Origin of the sequence: Amycolatopsis sp. NPDC098790 (assembly GCF_044759945.1) — a bacterium.
Taxonomy (GTDB): domain Bacteria; phylum Actinomycetota; class Actinomycetes; order Mycobacteriales; family Pseudonocardiaceae; genus Amycolatopsis.
The window spans coordinates 362,504-378,661 of the sequence record NZ_JBIWAI010000005.1 but is presented as its reverse complement, the minus strand read 5'-3'; the positions used below and the strand labels follow the sequence as shown (position 1 = coordinate 378,661).

The following is a 16,158-nucleotide window of genomic DNA, read 5'->3' as shown; positions in this document are numbered from 1 at the left end:
GCCTCGATCCGCTACCCGACGTACTCCGCGAGGTGCTCGCCGGTCAGCGTCTTCTTCCGCGACTTCACCAGGGCCGCCGGTGTGCCCTCGAACACCACCCGGCCGCCGTCGTGGCCTGCTCCCGGGCCCAGGTCGACGATCCAGTCCGCGTGGGCCATCACCGCCTGGTGGTGCTCGATCACGATCACCGACTTGCCCGACTCCACCAGCCGGTCGAGCAACCCCAGCAGCTGCTCCACGTCGGCCAGGTGCAGGCCCGCCGTCGGCTCGTCGAGGACGTACACCCCGCCCTTCTCCGCCATGTGCGTCGCCAGCTTGATCCGCTGCCGCTCGCCGCCGGACAGCGTCGTCAGGGGCTGGCCCAGCGTCAGGTACCCCAAGCCGACGTCGGACAGGTGGGTCAGGATCTTGTGCGCCGCCGGCAAAGCGGCGTCACCGGAAGCGAAGAACTCCAGCGCCGAAGACACCGACATCCCCAGCACCTCGCTGATGTCGCGGCCGCCGAACGTGTACTCGAGCACCTCCGCGTTGAACCGCTTGCCCTCGCACACCTCGCACGGCGTCGCCGTCCCGGCCATGATGCCCAGGTCGGTGTAGACGACACCCGCGCCGTTGCAGTTCGGGCACGCGCCCTCGGAGTTCGCGCTGAACAGCGCCGGCTTGACGCCGTTGGCCTTGGCGAACGCCTTGCGGATCGGCTCCAGCAACCCCGTGTACGTCGCCGGGTTGCTCCGGCGCGAACCGCGGATCCCGGTCTGGTCGACCGTCACCACACCCTCACCGCCGGACACCGAGCCGTGGATCAGCGAGCTCTTGCCCGAGCCCGCCACGCCGGTCACGACCACCAGCACGCCGAGCGGGATGTCGACGTCGACGTCCTGCAGGTTGTGCGTCGAAGCCCCGCGCACCTCCAGGAAACCCGACGGCTCGCGCACCGACGGCTTCAGCGACGCGCGGTCGTCCAGGTGCCGCCCGGTCAGCGTCTTGCTCTTGCGCAGCCCGGCCACCGTGCCCTCGAAGACGACTTCGCCGCCGCCGGAGCCGGCGCCCGGGCCGAGGTCGACGACGTGGTCGGCGATCGCGATCGCCTCGGGCTTGTGCTCGACGACCAGCACCGTGTTTCCCTTGTCCCGCAACTGCAGCAGCAGGTCGTTCATGCGCTGGATGTCGTGCGGGTGCAGGCCGATCGTCGGCTCGTCGAAGACGTACGTGACGTCGGTGAGCGACGACCCCAGGTGCCGGATCATCTTGGTGCGCTGGGCTTCCCCGCCCGAAAGCGTCCCGGATGGACGGTCGAGCGAGAGGTACCCCAGCCCGATTTCGACGAACGAGTCGAGCGTGCGCCGCAACGCGTCCAGCAACGGTGCGACCGACGGCTCGGACAGCTTGCCCACCCACGCGGCCAGGTCGCTGATCTGCATCGCGCACGCGTCGGCGATGCTGATCCCGTCGATCTTCGACGACCGGGCCTCCTCCGACAGCCGCGTGCCGTCGCAGTCCGGGCACGTCGTGAACGTGACGGCCCGCTCGACGAACGCGCGGATGTGCGGCTGCATCGCGTCGACGTCCTTGGAGAGGAACGACTTCTGGATCGCCGGCACCAGCCCCGAGTACGTCAGGTTGATGCCCTCGACCTTGATCTTGGTCGGCTCCTTGTACACCAGGTCGTTGAACTGCTTCTTGGTGTACTTCTTGATCGGCTTGTCCGGGTCGAAGAAGCCGGAGCCGCGGAAGATGCGGCCGTACCAGCCCTCCATGCTGTAGCCCGGGATCGTGATCGCGCCTTCGTTGAGCGACTTGTCCTCGTCGAACAGCGCGGTCAGGTCGATGTCGTTGACCTTGCCGCGGCCTTCGCAGCGCGGGCACATGCCGCCGGTGATGCTGAAGCTGCGCCGCTCCTTGATCTGCCGCCCGGCCTTCTCGATGGTGACCGCGCCGGCGCCGCTGATCGAGGCGACGTTGAACGAAAACGCTTGCGGCGAGCCGATGTGCGGCTGCCCGAGCCGGCTGAACAGGATGCGCAGCATCGCGTTGGCGTCGGTCGCCGTACCCACCGTCGAGTGCGGGTTGGCGCCCATCCGCTCCTGGTCGACGATGATCGCGGTGGTGATCCCGTCGAGCACGTCGACGTCGGGCCGGGCCAGCGTCGGCATGAACCCCTGCACGAAGGTGCTGTAGGTCTCGTTGATCAGCCGCTGCGACTCCGCGGCGATCGTGCTGAACACCAGGGAGCTCTTGCCGGACCCGGAAACGCCGGTGAACACCGTCAGCCGTCTTTTCGGCAGCTCGACGTGGACGTCCTTGAGGTTGTTCACGCGCGCGCCGTGGACGCGGATCAGGTCGTGGCTGTCGGCGACGTGCTTGGTCATCGGGGCTCCAGGACTCGTTCGAAGGTGTGGGTGCGGACGGCCTGGGCGGCGCGCCGGTAGCCGTGCGGGGTTTCGCCGTAGGCCTGGCGGAACCGGCGGGTCAGGTGTTCGGCCGTCATGCCGGCGTCGCGGGCGAGCGCGTCGAGGTCGACGGTCTCGTCACGGCCGATGCGGTCGCGGACGCGGCGCAGCAGCACCAGTTCGCGGAAGTGCTCGCGCGCGGCGGCGGTCAGGCTGAGACACATGTCGGTTCCCCTTTCGGCGTGCGGCCGAGCACAGCCCGGGCCGCGATCGGGAGCAGCAGCAGGGTCAGCACCCCGGAGAGCACGAGCCCGCCGGTGGTGCCGGTCAGTTCGATCAGCGGGCCGCCGAGGGCCAGGCCCAGTGGCGCGGCCACGGTGGCGCCGGTCGTCCAGAGCGTGACGACCGGTTGTTGTTCGCCGGGGGCGAGGCCCGACTGCAGGAAGCTGTAAGCGACCGGCGTGAACGGCGCGTACACCAGGCCACCCAGGGCGAAGACCACCAGCGCGAGCGTCAGGTCGCCGGTGAACGCGAGCGCGATCGGGCACAGCGCCCACAGGCCGATGATCGCGACCAGCAGCGGCCGCTGCGGCAGGTTCCGCAGCCGGCCGACCAGCGCGGCGCCGAGGAACGCGCCGGCCCCGAGCGCGCCCCACAGCAGCCCCAGGCCGGACGCGCCCGCGTGCAGCGTCCCGCTCACGTACAGCGGGAGCGCCACTTCGATGGGCATGTACAGAAAGTTGAAGAAGAATTCGACGACCAGGAGCCGTGCGGCCACCGGGCGGCGCCGCAGGATGCGCCAGCCGGACGTCTTCGGCTCGCGCGGCGCGTCCGGGCTCCCGGGCACGACCCGGAGGGTGGCCGCCAGCAGGACCAACGCGCCGGCCGCGTCGAAGAAGAGCGCGTAGCCCGCGCCCGCCGTCGCGACGACCAGCCCGCCCAGGACCGGCCCGGCGATGTAGAGCGCGAACGTCGTGTTCAGCCCGAGCAGGCCGTTGACGGAGAAGCGCCCGGCCTCGCCCGCCGCCGACGTCGCCAGGAGGCGGCGGCTGCTCGACCCGGCGAGCCGGAACGTCGCGCCGAAGAGCAGCCCGGTGATCAGGACCGGCAGTGTGAGCCGTCCGGCGACGGCCAGGACGCCGAGCGCGGCGAAGGTGAGCGACCGCAGCACGCAGTCGGCGACCAGGAGGGTGCGCGGCGGGACGCGCACCCGGCCCAGCCCGACGGCCAGCGCGAGGCCGGTCGACAGCACGAACGGCGCGGCCTCCACCAGCCCGATCGCGATCGCCTTCGGGACGGTTCCGTGCAGCGACAGCGTCTGCACGGGCATCGCGACGATGATCATCCCGGTGCCGACGTTGGCGAGCAGGTCCCCCAGCAGCAGCCCGGCCACGCGCCGGTCGCGCAGGACCTGGCGGTAGGAACGGGCCGCGATCTCGGTCAGCGCAGCTCCTGGATGCGCAGGAGGTTGCCGGCGGGGTCGCGGAAGGAGCAGTCGCGGACGCCGTAGGGCTGCTCGACCGGCTCCTGGACGACCTCGGCGTTGCCCGCTTCGAGCTTCGCGAAGAGGGCGTCGAGGTCCTTGGTGGCGAGGTTGATGCCGGCGTAGGTGCCCTTGGCCATCATCTCGTTGATGGTGCGGCGCTCGTCGTCGGTGAGGCCGGGCGTCGCGGTCGCCGGCGCCAGCACGATCGCGGTGTCGGGCTGGTTCGGCGGGCCCACGGTGATCCAGGCCATGTCCCCGTACTTGACGTTCATCCGGACCTCGAAGCCGAGCAGGTCGCGGTAGAAGGCGAGGGAGGCTTCCGGGTCGGTGTGCGGGAGGAAGCTCGAGTGAATGGTGACGTCCATGGCCGTCACCCTAGGTGGCCGCCGAGGGCCGCGCTTCTCGATTCCTGATCGGTCTGGTGACCTGTTTGGCCACGCACGGCGGCAGGCCGACGGTCGCCTGGGCCTGCTCTTCGCGGTAGACGCTCGGCGGCACCCCGACCAGCTCGGCGAACCGGGTGCTGAAGGTGCCGAGCGACGAGAAGCCGACGGTGAAGCAGACCTCGGTGACGCTCAGCTCGCCCTTGCGCAGCAGCGCCATCGCACGTTCGATCCGCCGCGTCATGAGGTACGAATACGGTGACTCTCCGTAGGCCTTGCGAAACTGGCGGCTGAGGTGCCCGGCGGACATCCCGGCGCCCTTGGCGAGCGCTTCGACGTCGAGCGGCTGGGCGTACTCCCGGTCGATCCGGTCCTTGACGCGGCGCAGCAGCGCGAGGTCGCGCAGGTACTGCTCGGAGGCGGACGTGCTGCTCACGGACCGATCGTGCCACATCGGACGGCCTCCGCGGGAAGCTTCAGCCGCTCCCGAAACGTCTTGAATGAGTCATTCAGGACGTGGGAGGTCTTGAATGACTCATTCAAGACCTCGCCACCCTTGTCCGGGCCGGTCGGGAGGTCATGAACGACTCGTTCAGCTCGCCCGACGTCATGAAAGGGTCGTTCATGACGTTCTCGTGGCGCCGGGCCGCTGCGGGGCGCGAGTTCGCCGGGGGCCGGACCGCTGGCGTCTTGAATGAGTCATTCAGGACGTGGGAGGTCCTGAATGACTCATTCAAGACTTCGCCACCTTGTCTGAGCCGGTCGGGAGGTCATGAACGACCCGTTCAGCTCGCCGGACGCGGTGAAAGGGTCGTTCATGGCGTTCTCGTGGCGCCGGGCCGCTGCGGGGCGCGAGTTCGCCGGGGGCCGGACCGCTGGCGTCTTGAATGAGTCATTCAGGACGTGGGAGGTCCTGAATGACTCATTCAGGACCTCGCCACCTTTGTCCGGACCGGTCGGGAGGTCCTGAACGACCCGTTCAGCTCGCCGGACGCGATGAAAGGGTCGTTCATGACGTTCCCGTGGCGCCCGGCAAAACGTGGCCGGGTCAGTGGAGCGCGGCGCGGAGGGTGTCGCGCAGCCAGCGCTGGGCCGGGTCCGCGTCGAGGCGCGCGTGCCAGAACAACCCCACCTCCACCTCCGGCAGCTCCGCCGGGATCGGGAACCGGCGCAGGCCCAGCGCCGGGCCGTGCTGCTCGGCCAGCCGCTCCGGGACCAGCCCGACGTGCGCGCTCGACGCCACCAGCAGCAGCGCCAGCGCGGACGTCGGCACCACCGCCGCCACGTGCCGGCGCAGGCCCGCCGCCGCCAGGACGTCGTCCAGCGGCCCGCGGGCCCGGCCGCGGCGGGAGGCCGACACGTGCGGGTGGCGGCAAAGTTGCGCAAGCGTGGGGCGGCGTCCCAGCGGGCTGTCCGCGCGGACGATGCCGACCAGCCGTTCGCGGTACAGCGGAGCCGTCCGGATGTCGGGGGCCGGGACGTCGCCCGCGCCGATGTCGAGGTCGACCGACCCGTCGCGCAACGCCTCCGTGCTTTCGGTGCCCTCCGCGACGAACCGCAGCGTCACACCCGGCGCGGCCGCCGCCGTGGCCTCGACCGCCGCCGTCGCCAGGGTCGCCGCCACGCCGTCGTTGATGCGGATCGTGAACGTCCGCTCGAGGCCGGCGACCGAGAACTCGACGTTGACCAGCGACGCCGCTTCCTCCAGCAGCGACCGCACCCGCGGTGCCGTGCGGAGCGCGAACGGCGTCGGCGCCATCCCGCGGCCCGCGCGCACCAGGATCGGGTCGCCCATCGCCCGCCGCAGCCGGCCCAGCGCGCGGCTGGCCGCCGGGATGGACAGGTGGAGGCGCTCGGCCGCCGCCGTCACGCTGCCTTCCCGCAGCAGCGCGTCGAACACCCGCAACAGGTTCAGGTCCAGCTGGTCCGCCATGGTTGCAGCGTACGCAAGTCATTGTTGCCGAAGTTGCGTGGCACGACACGGCGAAGAATTCCTACCGTCGGCTTCATGCACCTCAAGCACCGAACCGGCGGCCTGCTGACGCTGATGTGCGCGTGCGTCGCGCTCGTCGTCGGCATGGTCGCGGCGGTCAACCTCGCCGTCCCGATGCTCGCCGCCAGCGGGCTCCACCCGTCGCCGTCCGCGCTGGTCTGGATCGTCGACACGTACGTGATCGTGTTCGCCTGCCTGGTGATCCCCGGCGGCGCCGCGGGCGACCGGTACGGCCGCAAGGGCGTCCTGCTGGCCGGGCTCGGGCTGTTCGCCGCGGGCGCGCTGCTGTCGGCGTCGGCCCCGGACGTCGTCCTCCTGCTCGCCGGCCGCGCGCTCACCGGCGTCGGGGCCGCCGCGGTCCTGCCGAACTCGCTCGCCGTCCTGCTCCACGCCGTCCCGCCGGAGAAGAAGCCCGCGACGATCGCCACCTGGGCGTCGATGACCGGCATCGGTGGTGTCCTCGGCAACGTCGGCGGCGGGCTGGTCCTCACGACCGGCTCGTGGCGCTGGCTGTTCGCCGCCGCCGTGCCGATCGCGCTCGCCGAAACCGCGCTGGTGGCGCGGACCGCCCCGGTGTCGTCGCGCCACGACCGCCGGCTCGACCCGCTTTCCGCGCTGCTGCTCGTCGGCGCGTCGGTCGCCCTGCTCGTCGGGATCGTGCAGGGCCCGGAGGCGGGCTGGGGGAGCGCGGTCGTGGTGACCGGGTTCGCCGGCGCCGTCGTGTTGTTCACGGCCTGGACGCTCCGGGAACTGAAGGCCGAGCACCCGCTGCTGGACCCGCGGCTGTTCCGGATCCCGGGCCTGCGCAGTGCCTGCCTCGGCATGACGACGGTCTTCTTCGGCATGTTCGCGCTGTTCTACGTCAACGCGTCGTTCCTCCAGTACGCCAAGGGGTTCGGCGTGCTGGGCACCGGGCTCGGGATCGTCCCGCTGACCGTCCCGATCATCTTCGGCGGCCGGCACGTCGGACGGTTGACCCGGCGCATCGGCTTGGACGCCACGGTCGCGCTCGCCTTCGCGTTCGTCGGCGGCGGCCTGCTCGGACTGTCCACAAGCGACGCATCGACGCCGTACGCGGCCTACGCGGCGTGGCTCGTGGTGACCGGGATCGGCGTGACCCTGGCGCTGCCGACGCTGTCGGGCGTCATCACCGGTTCGCTGCCGCCCGAGCAAGCGGGCGTCGGCACCGGGCTGCAGGCGACCACCCGGGAGTTCGGCAGCGCGCTCGGCGTCGCCGTCATCGGCACGGTCATGTCCGCGACGAGCCACGGATCCGACGCCGTGACGACGTTCGTCGAAGGCGCGGACACGGGGTTGCGCGTGGTCGGCGGGGTGGTCTTGGTGCTCGGCGCGCTGGTCGTGGGGGAGTCCTGGCGGCGGACGAGGTGAAGGCCGTCTCGCGGGTTCCCGTTTCCCTCGAGACGGCCTTCGCCGGTGCAACCCCGAACCCGACTTGCGCCCGTGCCGGCCTTCCCGGCGGCATACCCTTCCCCCGGGAAGGCCGGCACGGACGTGCACGCCGTGACGGCGGAAACCGCCGCGGCGCTCGACCCCGGGCCCCCGCCCGGCGCGCCGGAAGAAGGCCACCCCGGGGGCGTCGGGTTCCCTCGGGATGGCCCTCTCCCGGCCCGCCGGACGCTCGGTTCACGAACGCGAGGCGGGCAGGGGGACGTTCTTTTGTCGGGGCTCCAGGTGGCGGAGCCCCGGATGTCGCAGGGGGCCGGTCACCACACCGCCCAGCCGCGGAGGGGGCGTGGTGACCGGCGAGGGGACGATGGCCGCCGCGCGCAGCCACGTCCCGGCTTTCACTACCTCCCCATCGGGATGGCCATGGTCGGCGGCGCCGCGGCACCGGGCTGGGCGGCGAACGCCGTGGTCGGCGGGGCCGCCAGCGCGGGGAACGCCGTCGTGGGGATGTCGTTGGCGAACTCGCTCTCGAACTCGCGCTCGAAGGCCTGGTGGTCGAAGCCGCTGTCGAACTCCGTCGGCACGTCGGCCGCCAGGGCGGCGACCGCCGGTTCGACCGTGGGGACCTCCGCGACCTCCGGGGCGGGAGCGGGCTCCGGCTCCGGCACGTAGTCGGGCGCGGGCAGCCGGCGGTCGAGCTCGGCCATCCAGTCGAGCATCGCGCGCGGCTTGTCCCACGCGGAGATGCCGACGAGCTGGCCGTCGCGGATGAAGCCGGTGATGCCGTCCGCCAGCGTCACGGTGTCCTCGGCCAGCGACGGCATGCCGCACATCTGCAGCCGCGTGTCGTACAGCGTCGACCACGCGCGGGGGAGCGGCGTGAACGGCTTGGCGCTGGACTGGCCCATCAGCAGGTTGTCCGCCGCGTGCCGGGCCGATTCGACGGCGTTGATCCAGTGCTCGACCCGCCGCGGGGTCTCGTCGAACCGCAGGTTCGGCCAGCGCGCGATGTCCCCGGCGATGACGACGTCGGAAGCGCCCTCGGCGAACAGCTTCGAGTCACACAGCACGCCGTCGCTGATGTCGAGGCCGGAGCCGCGCATCCAGTCGACCGACGGGACGCTGCCGATGGCGAGCACGACGACGCTGGCGACCAGCAGCTGGTTGTTCGTCAGGTGCAGCCCGACGGTGTCCTTCGTGCTGATCCAGTGCCGCACTTCGCTCTTCATCGCCAGCTTCGCGCGGTGCTCGTGGTGCGCCTCGACGATGCCGCTCGAGACGCGGTCGCCGAAGCGGTGCAGCGGCGCCTTCGCGTGCCCGACCAGGGTGACGTCCCGGCCGATGTGCCGCATGCTCGCGGCGAACTCGTTGCCGATCAGGCCGGCGCCGATCACGACGGCCGGCTTCTTGCTGGCGTGCAGGCACCGCCGCACGGCCATCGAATCCTCGACCGTGCGCAGGATCCGCACCCGCGGGTCGTGCCGCGGCGACCCGGGCAGGTGCCGCGGGTAGACGCCGGTCGCGGCGATCAGGCCGTCGTACCAGAGGGACTCGCCGCCGGGCAGGTGCACGACGCGCTCGGTGGTGTCGAGGTGCGTGACCCGCGCGCCGAGGCGCCAGTGCACGTCGAGGTCCGGCAGGTAGTGCGAAAGGCCCACGTCGCTGGGCCGTTCGGTCCCCATGACCAGTGCCTTGGAGACCATCGGCCGGTGGTAGGGCCGCCGGGCTTCGTCGCCGATCAGGACGATCTCGCCGTCGAAGTTCTGTTCGCGCAGGCGTTCCGCGGCACGCAGCCCGGCGACGCCCGCGCCGACGATGACGATCCGGTCGCCGTCAGCCATCGAGGTCCCCTCTCATCACGACCGCCTGCATCGGGCAGCAGCGGGCCGCCATCTTCGCCTGTTCCATGGTGGTTTCGTCGAGCAGCCGCGTGTGGAAGCGCAGGCGGCCGTCCTGGCCGAGGTCGAACACGTCCGGTGCCTCCATGGCGCAGATGCCGTAGAGCTCGCAGCGGTCGTTGTCGACGCTGATCCGGGGCCCGTTGCCGGGCAGTCGGAAGGGCATGTCAGGCCACCTGCTCTTCCACGAGGCCGATGCGTTCGAGGGTCCGCGCGGGCATGAACCGCAGCAGCGACACCGTGACCGCCGGGATGAGCAGCGTGATGCCGCCCAGCCAGACGACCGCGAGGTGGCCGTTGGCGATCGAGCCGAACCACGCGTGCAGCGCGGTCAGCGCGACCGCCGGGTACGCGCAGCGGTGCAGCCACAGCCAGCGGCGGTAGGAGGTGAACCGCTGCAGGCCCGCGGTGAGCGCGATGGCGAGCATGACCTCGAAGCCGACGATGCCGATGCTGTGCCGGGTCTCCTGGCCCGAGAGGAAGGGGAGGAAGAGGTACTGCAGGCTGTACGGCTGGACCGTCAGGTAGAAGAAGCCCAGCGCGTGGACGCCGCCGAAGATCAGCGTTCCGGTGGCCAGCACCATGTGCGAGCTGCGCAGCGCCTTGCGGCCGGTGACCGAGCGCACCCAGCCGGTGGCGGTCAGCACGCCCCAGGTGAGCGTCAGCATCATCGCCGCGTAGGACGCCCGTGCGGCGAACGCCGCGAGGCCGCGGGCCGCCGGGTCGGTCTTCGGCTGGAACTGCTGGGTGACGAAGATCGTCGCGTCGTGCCAGATCTCAACCATGGGTGCCCCCGGTTCTGACGGTGGCCGGCCGGCGGGACGCCCGGGCGCGGCCGCGGTTGCCCTTGATCTGGCGCAGCACGTAGAAGAGGCCGCCGCCGACCAGGAGGAACAGCGCCCCCACCACGGCGATCTGGGACGTGTCGAGGCCGAGCGGCTGCCCGGCGGGCGCGGCCGTGGTGGAGACGGCAGGCGCGGGGAGCGCGGTGTAGTCGACCATGCCGGTGCTCTCGAGCATCGTCATGTGCCGCATGACCGCCTGGTTGCCGACGGTCGCGAAGGCCCGCACGTCGTCGTTGCGGGTGCCGGCGCGCAACTGCGCGAGGACCGCGAAGACCGCGCCGTGCGCGGCGCGCAGCCGGTTGGCGAAGACGCTGTCGAACGACGCACCGGGGGGCGCGGCCATCTCTTCGGCCAGCCAGCCCATCTGCTCGGCCGAAGGCTGGTCGGGGACCGGCGAGTTCAGCTTCTGCGACAGCGCGCGCGTGGCGACGTCGAGCCGGCCGTGGTCCATCATGATCGCGAAGCCGACCGCCTGGACCTTCGGGCTGCCCTTCTGCATCGCCATCATGCCCGAGGGCATCTCCCACAGGCCCGCCTGGCGGACCTTGGTCAGCAGCACCGCGTCGGTGTCCGACACCGCCGTGCTCTGGGCGAGGGACGCCGGCGACATCGACGCGAGCAGCGTCAGCACGGCGACCAGCACGAACAGGGTCCGGACCAGCGGGCGCGAACGCTCGACGGGGGACTCCAGCCCCACGAGCTCAGAGGCCGAAAGCATTTTCCCTCCACTGGTCCTGGGTCAGCGTGATCTTGGTGCCGTCCGGCGCGATCGGGTACCAGGCCTGGTCCGCGCCCTGGCCGGACGTGTCGGCGGGCTCGCTGTCGCCGGCGTAGTGGTAGAGCGGCCAGCCGGCGAGGGTGGCCTGCTGGGTGCCGTCGTCGCGGTTGAGCTGGCCGATCAGCGACTGGTCGACGTCGATCGGCGCGGGGCCACCGGCCTTGACCGGGACCCACTTGGTCGCGCACGCGTCGTTGCAGTTCGAGCGGGGCGGGTTGGTGGTGTCGCGGTCGTAGCGGTAGATCGTGAAGCCGGTCCCGTCGACGAGCATCAGGCCGAGGTCGAACGTCTTCGCGGCCCTGAGCTGGCTCTTCATCGGGTCGTTCGGGGTGGCCGTGATCGGTTGCGGCATCGCGATGATCGGGGCCTGCTGCTGCATACCGGGCATCTGCATGCCGGCACCGCCACCCGCGGCGTAGCCGCCCGAGGTGGTGGCCGCGCCGGCGGTACAGGCGGTGAGCAGGGCGAGTGCGGTGAGGCACACGGCGGCGGGGACCACCGTACGGGGAATGCGTATCACTGCTCCTCCGAGGGCATGACTACGCGCAGTAGCCTGGGGTGAGGCGGAAATGCGCGCGAAGGATCCACAGTGGACATTCGGTCCGGAGTGGATGCGGAGCGTTGCGGGGGACAACGCCTTGTCGGGGTCTTCGGTAGGGGATACGGACACGGTCCGGAAACGGTTCAAAAAAGTTTTGGGACCGTTTGGTACTGGACGTAGGCCCTTCGGAGCACCAGGATGTCCCGCGTGGGACGGCACACCCGAGCGCTGAGACCCGTTCAAGATCAGGAAGTCGTTGTCGAGCCGAACGACGCCTCCGATGACTTGGCGAAGGCGCTCTACCAGGAGTTCGGCGGGTCCCTCATGGCGTTCGCGCTGCGGCTGACCGGCCACGACCGGCAGTGGGCCGAAGACGTCGTGCAGGAGACCCTGATCAAGGCGTGGCGGAACGCGGACAAGCTCGACCGCCAGCCGGAGATGCTGCGCGCGTGGCTGTTCACCGTCGCCCGGCGGACCGTCATCGACGGCTGGCGCAGCCGCAGTGTCCGGCCCCAGGAGCTCGAGGAGATCGAATCCGACGCGATCGCGGTGTCCGACGAGTCGGACCGGACGCTCGCCGCGATGATCGTTTACGAGGCGCTGCAGGGCCTTTCGCCCGAGCAGCGGGAGGCCATCCAGCAGACCTACCTGCGCGATCGCACCGTGAACGAGGTCGCGGCGACCCTCGGCGTGCCCCCGGGCACCATCAAGTCCCGCATCCACCACGCCGTCCGCGCCCTGCGCCGGGCCCTGCGGGAGCGGGGGTGAACTGAGGGTGGCCGGGTCCGCACACACCGACGTCGCCGCGTACGTGCTCGGCGTCCTCAGCGAGGCCGAGAGCACCCAGTTCGAAGCCCACCTGATGAACTGCCCGCACTGCCAGCTCGACCTGATCGAGCTCTACCAGCTGCCGGACGTCCTCGACCTCGTCAAGCGCAGCTGGCCGGAGCCCCCGATGCCGGCGCCGAGCCCGCGCACCCTCGCGCCCGGGCCCCGCGTCCTGCGCGGCCTGATGGAAGAGGCCGCCGTCAAGCGCCGCCGCCGCAAGCGGATCGGCATCCTCGCCGGCGCCGCGGCCGCCGCCGCGGTGATCGCGGGCCCGCTGGTGACCCTCGCGGTCCGCCCGGCCGACGCCGTCCCGCCCGCTTCCCTCGCCGCGCCGGCCGGCAAGCAGCCGCCGCCCGCGACGAGCGTCCTGGCGACGTCCGTGCCACCACCGTCCAGCGGTGCGCCGAGCCAGCCCGGCGGCGGCCAGACCTACGGCCGCGGCAGCGGCGGGTCGGCCGTCAGCGCCGTCGTCACGGTGTCCCCGGTGGAGTGGGGGAGCCGCGTCGACCTCGAGCTGCGCGGGATCGTCGGACCGCTCAAGTGCCAGCTGATCGCCATCTCGACGACCGGCGACGACCGCGTCGTGTCCGGCTGGTCGGTGCCGCCCAAGGGGTTCGGCATCCCGGGCTCACCGGACCCGTTGCGGCTGCAGGGTTCCACTTCGCTCGCCGTGGAGCAGATCAGCCGCTTCGAGGTCCGCGGCGACGACGGCACGGTGCTCGTCGTCGTGCAGCGCTGACTGTTCCTCTTCTGGTCTGAACCACGTATCCGCGCGGCCCGCGGTTCACGTCGTGAACGGGTCGTGCACGACGTCCGGCGCGCTGAACGACTCTTTCCCGACTCCTTTTTTCGGCTGCAAAGCCGTGACCTGGGTGAATGGCGCCCGGTTGCGTTCCGCTAGATAACGAAAAGATAACGGGCTGGTCGCTTTTGAACCTCACCGCGCCGGCGTCCGTATCCCCCAATGCATCCCCCGATGCATCCCGACAGCCGGAACCGGAAGCATCCCCGCAGGTTCCGTGCGATCTCGACCTCAACTAACGGTAGTTCTTGCCCGGGCCACCGCGGTGTTCGGCGTGCCCGGAATGACGAACGAGGTGAACTAGTCTATGGCCCGGAATTCTCGGTCCCCCGTGACGGGCAAGCATCGCGTCGCCCGCCGAACCAAGATCGCGATGGGTGCGATCGGCCTGGCGATCGCCGTCGGCGCACTCGCCGTCGCGGTCACCACGGGCCGCACGGGCGAGGCCAGCGCGGACCCCGCGGACCCGTCGTTCTTCATCGACATCAACAAGGTTCCCGCCGGCAACAACGTCAACGCGGCCTTGCAGAAGAAGGGTGCGCAGGGTTCCTTCACCGTCGACTGTGGAACCAACGCGGACGGCGCGCACCACAACCCGGACAACTTCATCGCGCAGCCGGGGATCAAGAACGGCGCTCAGCACCTGCACGACTACGTCGGCAACGTGACCACCGACGCCGACTCGAACCTCAAGAGCCTCCTCGCCGGCGACACCACCTGCAAGAACGGTGACAAGTCGGCGTACTTCTGGCCCGTGATCCGCATCGACCGCGAAGACGACGCGGCCAACGAGAACGAGAACCAGGAGGCCCAGCAGGACCAGCAGGGCAAGACCGGCGACGTCCAGCAGGACCAGAGCGCCGAGGACGCCCAGGCCGCGGAAGAGGCCGGGCAGGGCCAGGACGCGGAAAACCAGGACGCCCAGGACCAGAACGCGCAGGACCAGAACGCGCAGGACGGTCAGGACCAGAACGCGCAGGACCAGCAGAACCAGGACGGCCAGCAGCAGAAGCGGCGCAACACCGGTGGCGGCGCGGGCCGCGGCGGTGACCAGAACGCCCAGCAGCAGCAGGACGGCCAGAACCAGCAGGACCAGCAGCAGAACCAGGACCGCCGGCGCGGCGGCCAGAACAACGGCGGCCAGAACCAGAGCAGCTCCGCCGCCGCACCGCCGGCCGAGGAGCTCGGCGGCCCCGAGGGCGAAAACGAAGAGGTCGGCGACAACGACGGCGAGATCATCGAGCCGGAGTCCGCGACGCTGAAGTTCATCGGTGGCGGCGCGCGGAACGTCGTCGCGATGCCGCTCGGCCTGCGCGTCCTCTACGGTGACGCCAAGCAGAGCACCAACGGCCCGGCCAACGCCCGGCCCAGCTGGACGTGCACCGGGTTCGAGGACCGGCTGACCGACCTCTACCCGATCTGCCCGGCCGGCAGCAAGGTCGAGCGCATCCACGCCTTCCCGAACTGCTGGGACGGCAAGAACACCGACAGCGCCAACCACCGCACGCACATCGTGTTCGCGAACCAGCAGGGCAAGTGCCCGCAGGGCTTCAAGAACGTGCCGCAGCTGCAGGTGACGCTGGTCTACGACATCCCGCAGGACGTCCAGCAGAACGGTCAGTACAAAGTGGACGCCTTCGCCCAGGAGAAGCACAACCCGCGGTCCGACCACGACGACTTCGCGAACGTGATGAACCGCAAGATCATGGGCCGGCTGGTCAACTGCATCAACTCCGGCAAGGCCTGCGCGGAATAGCTTCGCCAGTCAGGATCACTCCGCACCAGGAGGGAGAACGTCCGATGAACCGTGCTCGTCCGAGTGCCGCTGCCGTGGTCACCGTCGCCGGTGTCGCGCTGGTCGCGGCGTGCGGGACCAACCCGTACGCCACGTCCGGTGCGGTCCAGCCGGCCGCGCAGCAGCAGCTCTCGGCGAGCACGGTTCAGGCGAGCTCCGGAGTCTCCGGGAATTCGGGAGTGGAGGCCCAGCTGACGACGTCCACAGTGGAGGGTCTCGGCGCGGTCCTCACCGACGCCGCGGGCCACACGCTCTACCGCTACGCCAAGGATTCCGCGAAGCCGTCACGGGCCACTTGCGACGATGCCTGCGCGCAGGCGTGGCCCCCGCTGGTCTCCGACTCCCCGGCGTCGGCGGCCGGAGTGGACGGACGGCTCGTCGGCCTGGTCACCCGGCCCGACGGGCGCAAGCAGGTGACGGTCGCCGGCTGGCCGGTGTACACCTACGCCAAGGACACCGGCGCCGGCATCGCGCTCGGCCAGAACGTCGGAGCGGACTGGGCGGCGATCACCCCGGCGGGCGAGAAGGCGGCGGCGTCGACCACCCTCGGCGCCACCGAGATCGACGGCCTCGGCCCGGTCGTCACCGACCAGGCCGGCCGCACGCTCTACTTGTTCACCAAGGACGGCCGCGGTGCCGGACAGTCCACTTGCGACGGCACGTGCGCGAAGACGTGGCCGCCACTGCTGGTGGACGGCCGCATCACGGTGGCCCCGGCCATCGACACCGGCCTGATCGGCCAGCTGACCCGCACCGACGGCCGCAAGCAGGTGACGATCGGCGGCTGGCCGGTCTACACGTACGCGAAGGACAGCGCGCCCGGCGAGGCGACCGGCCACGGCGCCGGGAACACCTGGTACGCCATGGAACCCAGTGGCTGCAGAGTGGACCCGTCGCGCCGGCCGGAAGCGGCGACCTCGACGGCCGGCGGGTACTGACCCGCCCCACGAACCCCGGCCCGGCGGACACTTCCCTCCACCTCACCCCCCCCAGTCCGCCGGGCCGGTTGCAC

At 71.0% G+C, this 16,158-nt stretch carries 16 protein-coding genes; 5 read left to right on the top strand and 11 right to left on the bottom strand.

Features of this window, described 5'->3' with window-relative positions:
• Positions 1-11: 11 nt before the first annotated feature.
• From ACIQWX_RS35325 to ACIQWX_RS35300, 6 genes are all read right to left on the bottom strand, one after another.
• On the bottom strand, positions 12-2,369 hold the full coding sequence (locus ACIQWX_RS35325; RefSeq protein ID WP_400880697.1) for an ATP-binding cassette domain-containing protein: 2,358 nt from the start codon (positions 2,367-2,369) through the stop codon (positions 12-14).
• Positions 2,366-2,614: a helix-turn-helix transcriptional regulator gene (locus ACIQWX_RS35320; protein ID WP_400880694.1), complete on the bottom strand. Its 249-nt coding sequence runs from the start codon at positions 2,612-2,614 to the stop codon at positions 2,366-2,368. The genes ACIQWX_RS35325 and ACIQWX_RS35320 overlap by 4 nt, the downstream gene beginning before the upstream one ends.
• Entirely contained in the window at positions 2,599-3,783 is a 1,185-nt protein-coding gene (locus ACIQWX_RS35315; RefSeq protein WP_400880691.1) for an MFS transporter, read from the bottom strand. Before ACIQWX_RS35315 ends, ACIQWX_RS35320 begins: the two co-directional genes overlap by 16 nt.
• Before the next feature lie 47 nt (positions 3,784-3,830).
• Positions 3,831-4,241 carry a VOC family protein gene (locus tag ACIQWX_RS35310; protein WP_364446040.1) on the bottom strand — a complete coding sequence of 137 codons (411 nt, stop codon included), beginning with the start codon at positions 4,239-4,241 and terminating at the stop codon, positions 3,831-3,833.
• Positions 4,242-4,251: 10 nt separating this feature from the next.
• Positions 4,252-4,713 carry a helix-turn-helix transcriptional regulator gene (locus ACIQWX_RS35305; RefSeq protein ID WP_400880688.1) on the bottom strand — a complete coding sequence of 154 codons (462 nt, stop codon included), beginning with the start codon at positions 4,711-4,713 and terminating at the stop codon, positions 4,252-4,254.
• A gap of 594 nt (positions 4,714-5,307) precedes the next feature.
• Entirely contained in the window at positions 5,308-6,192 is an 885-nt protein-coding gene (locus ACIQWX_RS35300) for a LysR family transcriptional regulator (RefSeq protein WP_400880686.1), read from the bottom strand.
• Positions 6,193-6,306: 114 nt separating this feature from the next.
• Here ACIQWX_RS35300 and ACIQWX_RS35295 point away from each other — a divergent pair, with 114 nt between their 5' ends.
• Complete coding sequence (locus ACIQWX_RS35295; RefSeq protein WP_400881445.1) at positions 6,307-7,641, top strand: MFS transporter; 1,335 nt, start codon at positions 6,307-6,309, stop codon at positions 7,639-7,641.
• A gap of 419 nt (positions 7,642-8,060) precedes the next feature.
• On the opposite strand, the gene ACIQWX_RS35290 is transcribed toward ACIQWX_RS35295, so the two are convergent.
• Genes ACIQWX_RS35290 through ACIQWX_RS35270 form a run of 5 tightly spaced genes read right to left on the bottom strand, consistent with a single transcriptional unit; the run spans position 8,061 to position 11,664 of the window.
• Entirely contained in the window at positions 8,061-9,500 is a 1,440-nt protein-coding gene (locus ACIQWX_RS35290; protein WP_400880683.1) for an NAD(P)/FAD-dependent oxidoreductase, read from the bottom strand.
• Entirely contained in the window at positions 9,493-9,723 is a 231-nt protein-coding gene (locus ACIQWX_RS35285; protein WP_310974825.1) for a ferredoxin, read from the bottom strand. Before ACIQWX_RS35285 ends, ACIQWX_RS35290 begins: the two co-directional genes overlap by 8 nt.
• A 1-nt stretch (position 9,724) precedes the next feature.
• A complete protein-coding gene (locus tag ACIQWX_RS35280) occupies positions 9,725-10,342 on the bottom strand; it encodes a ferric reductase-like transmembrane domain-containing protein (protein WP_400880680.1) in 618 nt (205 codons plus the stop codon).
• Positions 10,335-11,120: a DUF4142 domain-containing protein gene (locus ACIQWX_RS35275; protein WP_400880677.1), complete on the bottom strand. Its 786-nt coding sequence runs from the start codon at positions 11,118-11,120 to the stop codon at positions 10,335-10,337. The genes ACIQWX_RS35280 and ACIQWX_RS35275 overlap by 8 nt, the downstream gene beginning before the upstream one ends.
• On the bottom strand, positions 11,104-11,664 hold the full coding sequence (locus ACIQWX_RS35270; protein ID WP_400880674.1) for a hypothetical protein: 561 nt from the start codon (positions 11,662-11,664) through the stop codon (positions 11,104-11,106). Before ACIQWX_RS35270 ends, ACIQWX_RS35275 begins: the two co-directional genes overlap by 17 nt.
• Positions 11,665-11,928: 264 nt before the next feature.
• On the opposite strand from ACIQWX_RS35270, the gene ACIQWX_RS35265 reads away from it, so the two are divergent.
• The 4 genes from ACIQWX_RS35265 (at position 11,929) to ACIQWX_RS35250 (ending at position 16,084) form a co-directional block, all read left to right on the top strand.
• Positions 11,929-12,489 (top strand): sigma-70 family RNA polymerase sigma factor, encoded by a 561-nt coding sequence (locus ACIQWX_RS35265; RefSeq protein ID WP_400880671.1) that lies wholly within the window; start codon positions 11,929-11,931, stop codon positions 12,487-12,489.
• A gap of 7 nt (positions 12,490-12,496) precedes the next feature.
• Positions 12,497-13,288 (top strand): zf-HC2 domain-containing protein, encoded by a 792-nt coding sequence (locus ACIQWX_RS35260; RefSeq protein WP_400880668.1) that lies wholly within the window; start codon positions 12,497-12,499, stop codon positions 13,286-13,288.
• Between the two features lie 370 nt (positions 13,289-13,658).
• On the top strand, positions 13,659-15,107 hold the full coding sequence (locus ACIQWX_RS35255; protein WP_400880665.1) for a DUF1996 domain-containing protein: 1,449 nt from the start codon (positions 13,659-13,661) through the stop codon (positions 15,105-15,107).
• 44 nt (positions 15,108-15,151) lie between these two features.
• Positions 15,152-16,084, top strand: coding sequence for an SCO0930 family lipoprotein (locus ACIQWX_RS35250; RefSeq protein ID WP_400880662.1), 933 nt, complete (start codon positions 15,152-15,154; stop codon positions 16,082-16,084).
• Positions 16,085-16,158: the final 74 nt, after the last annotated feature.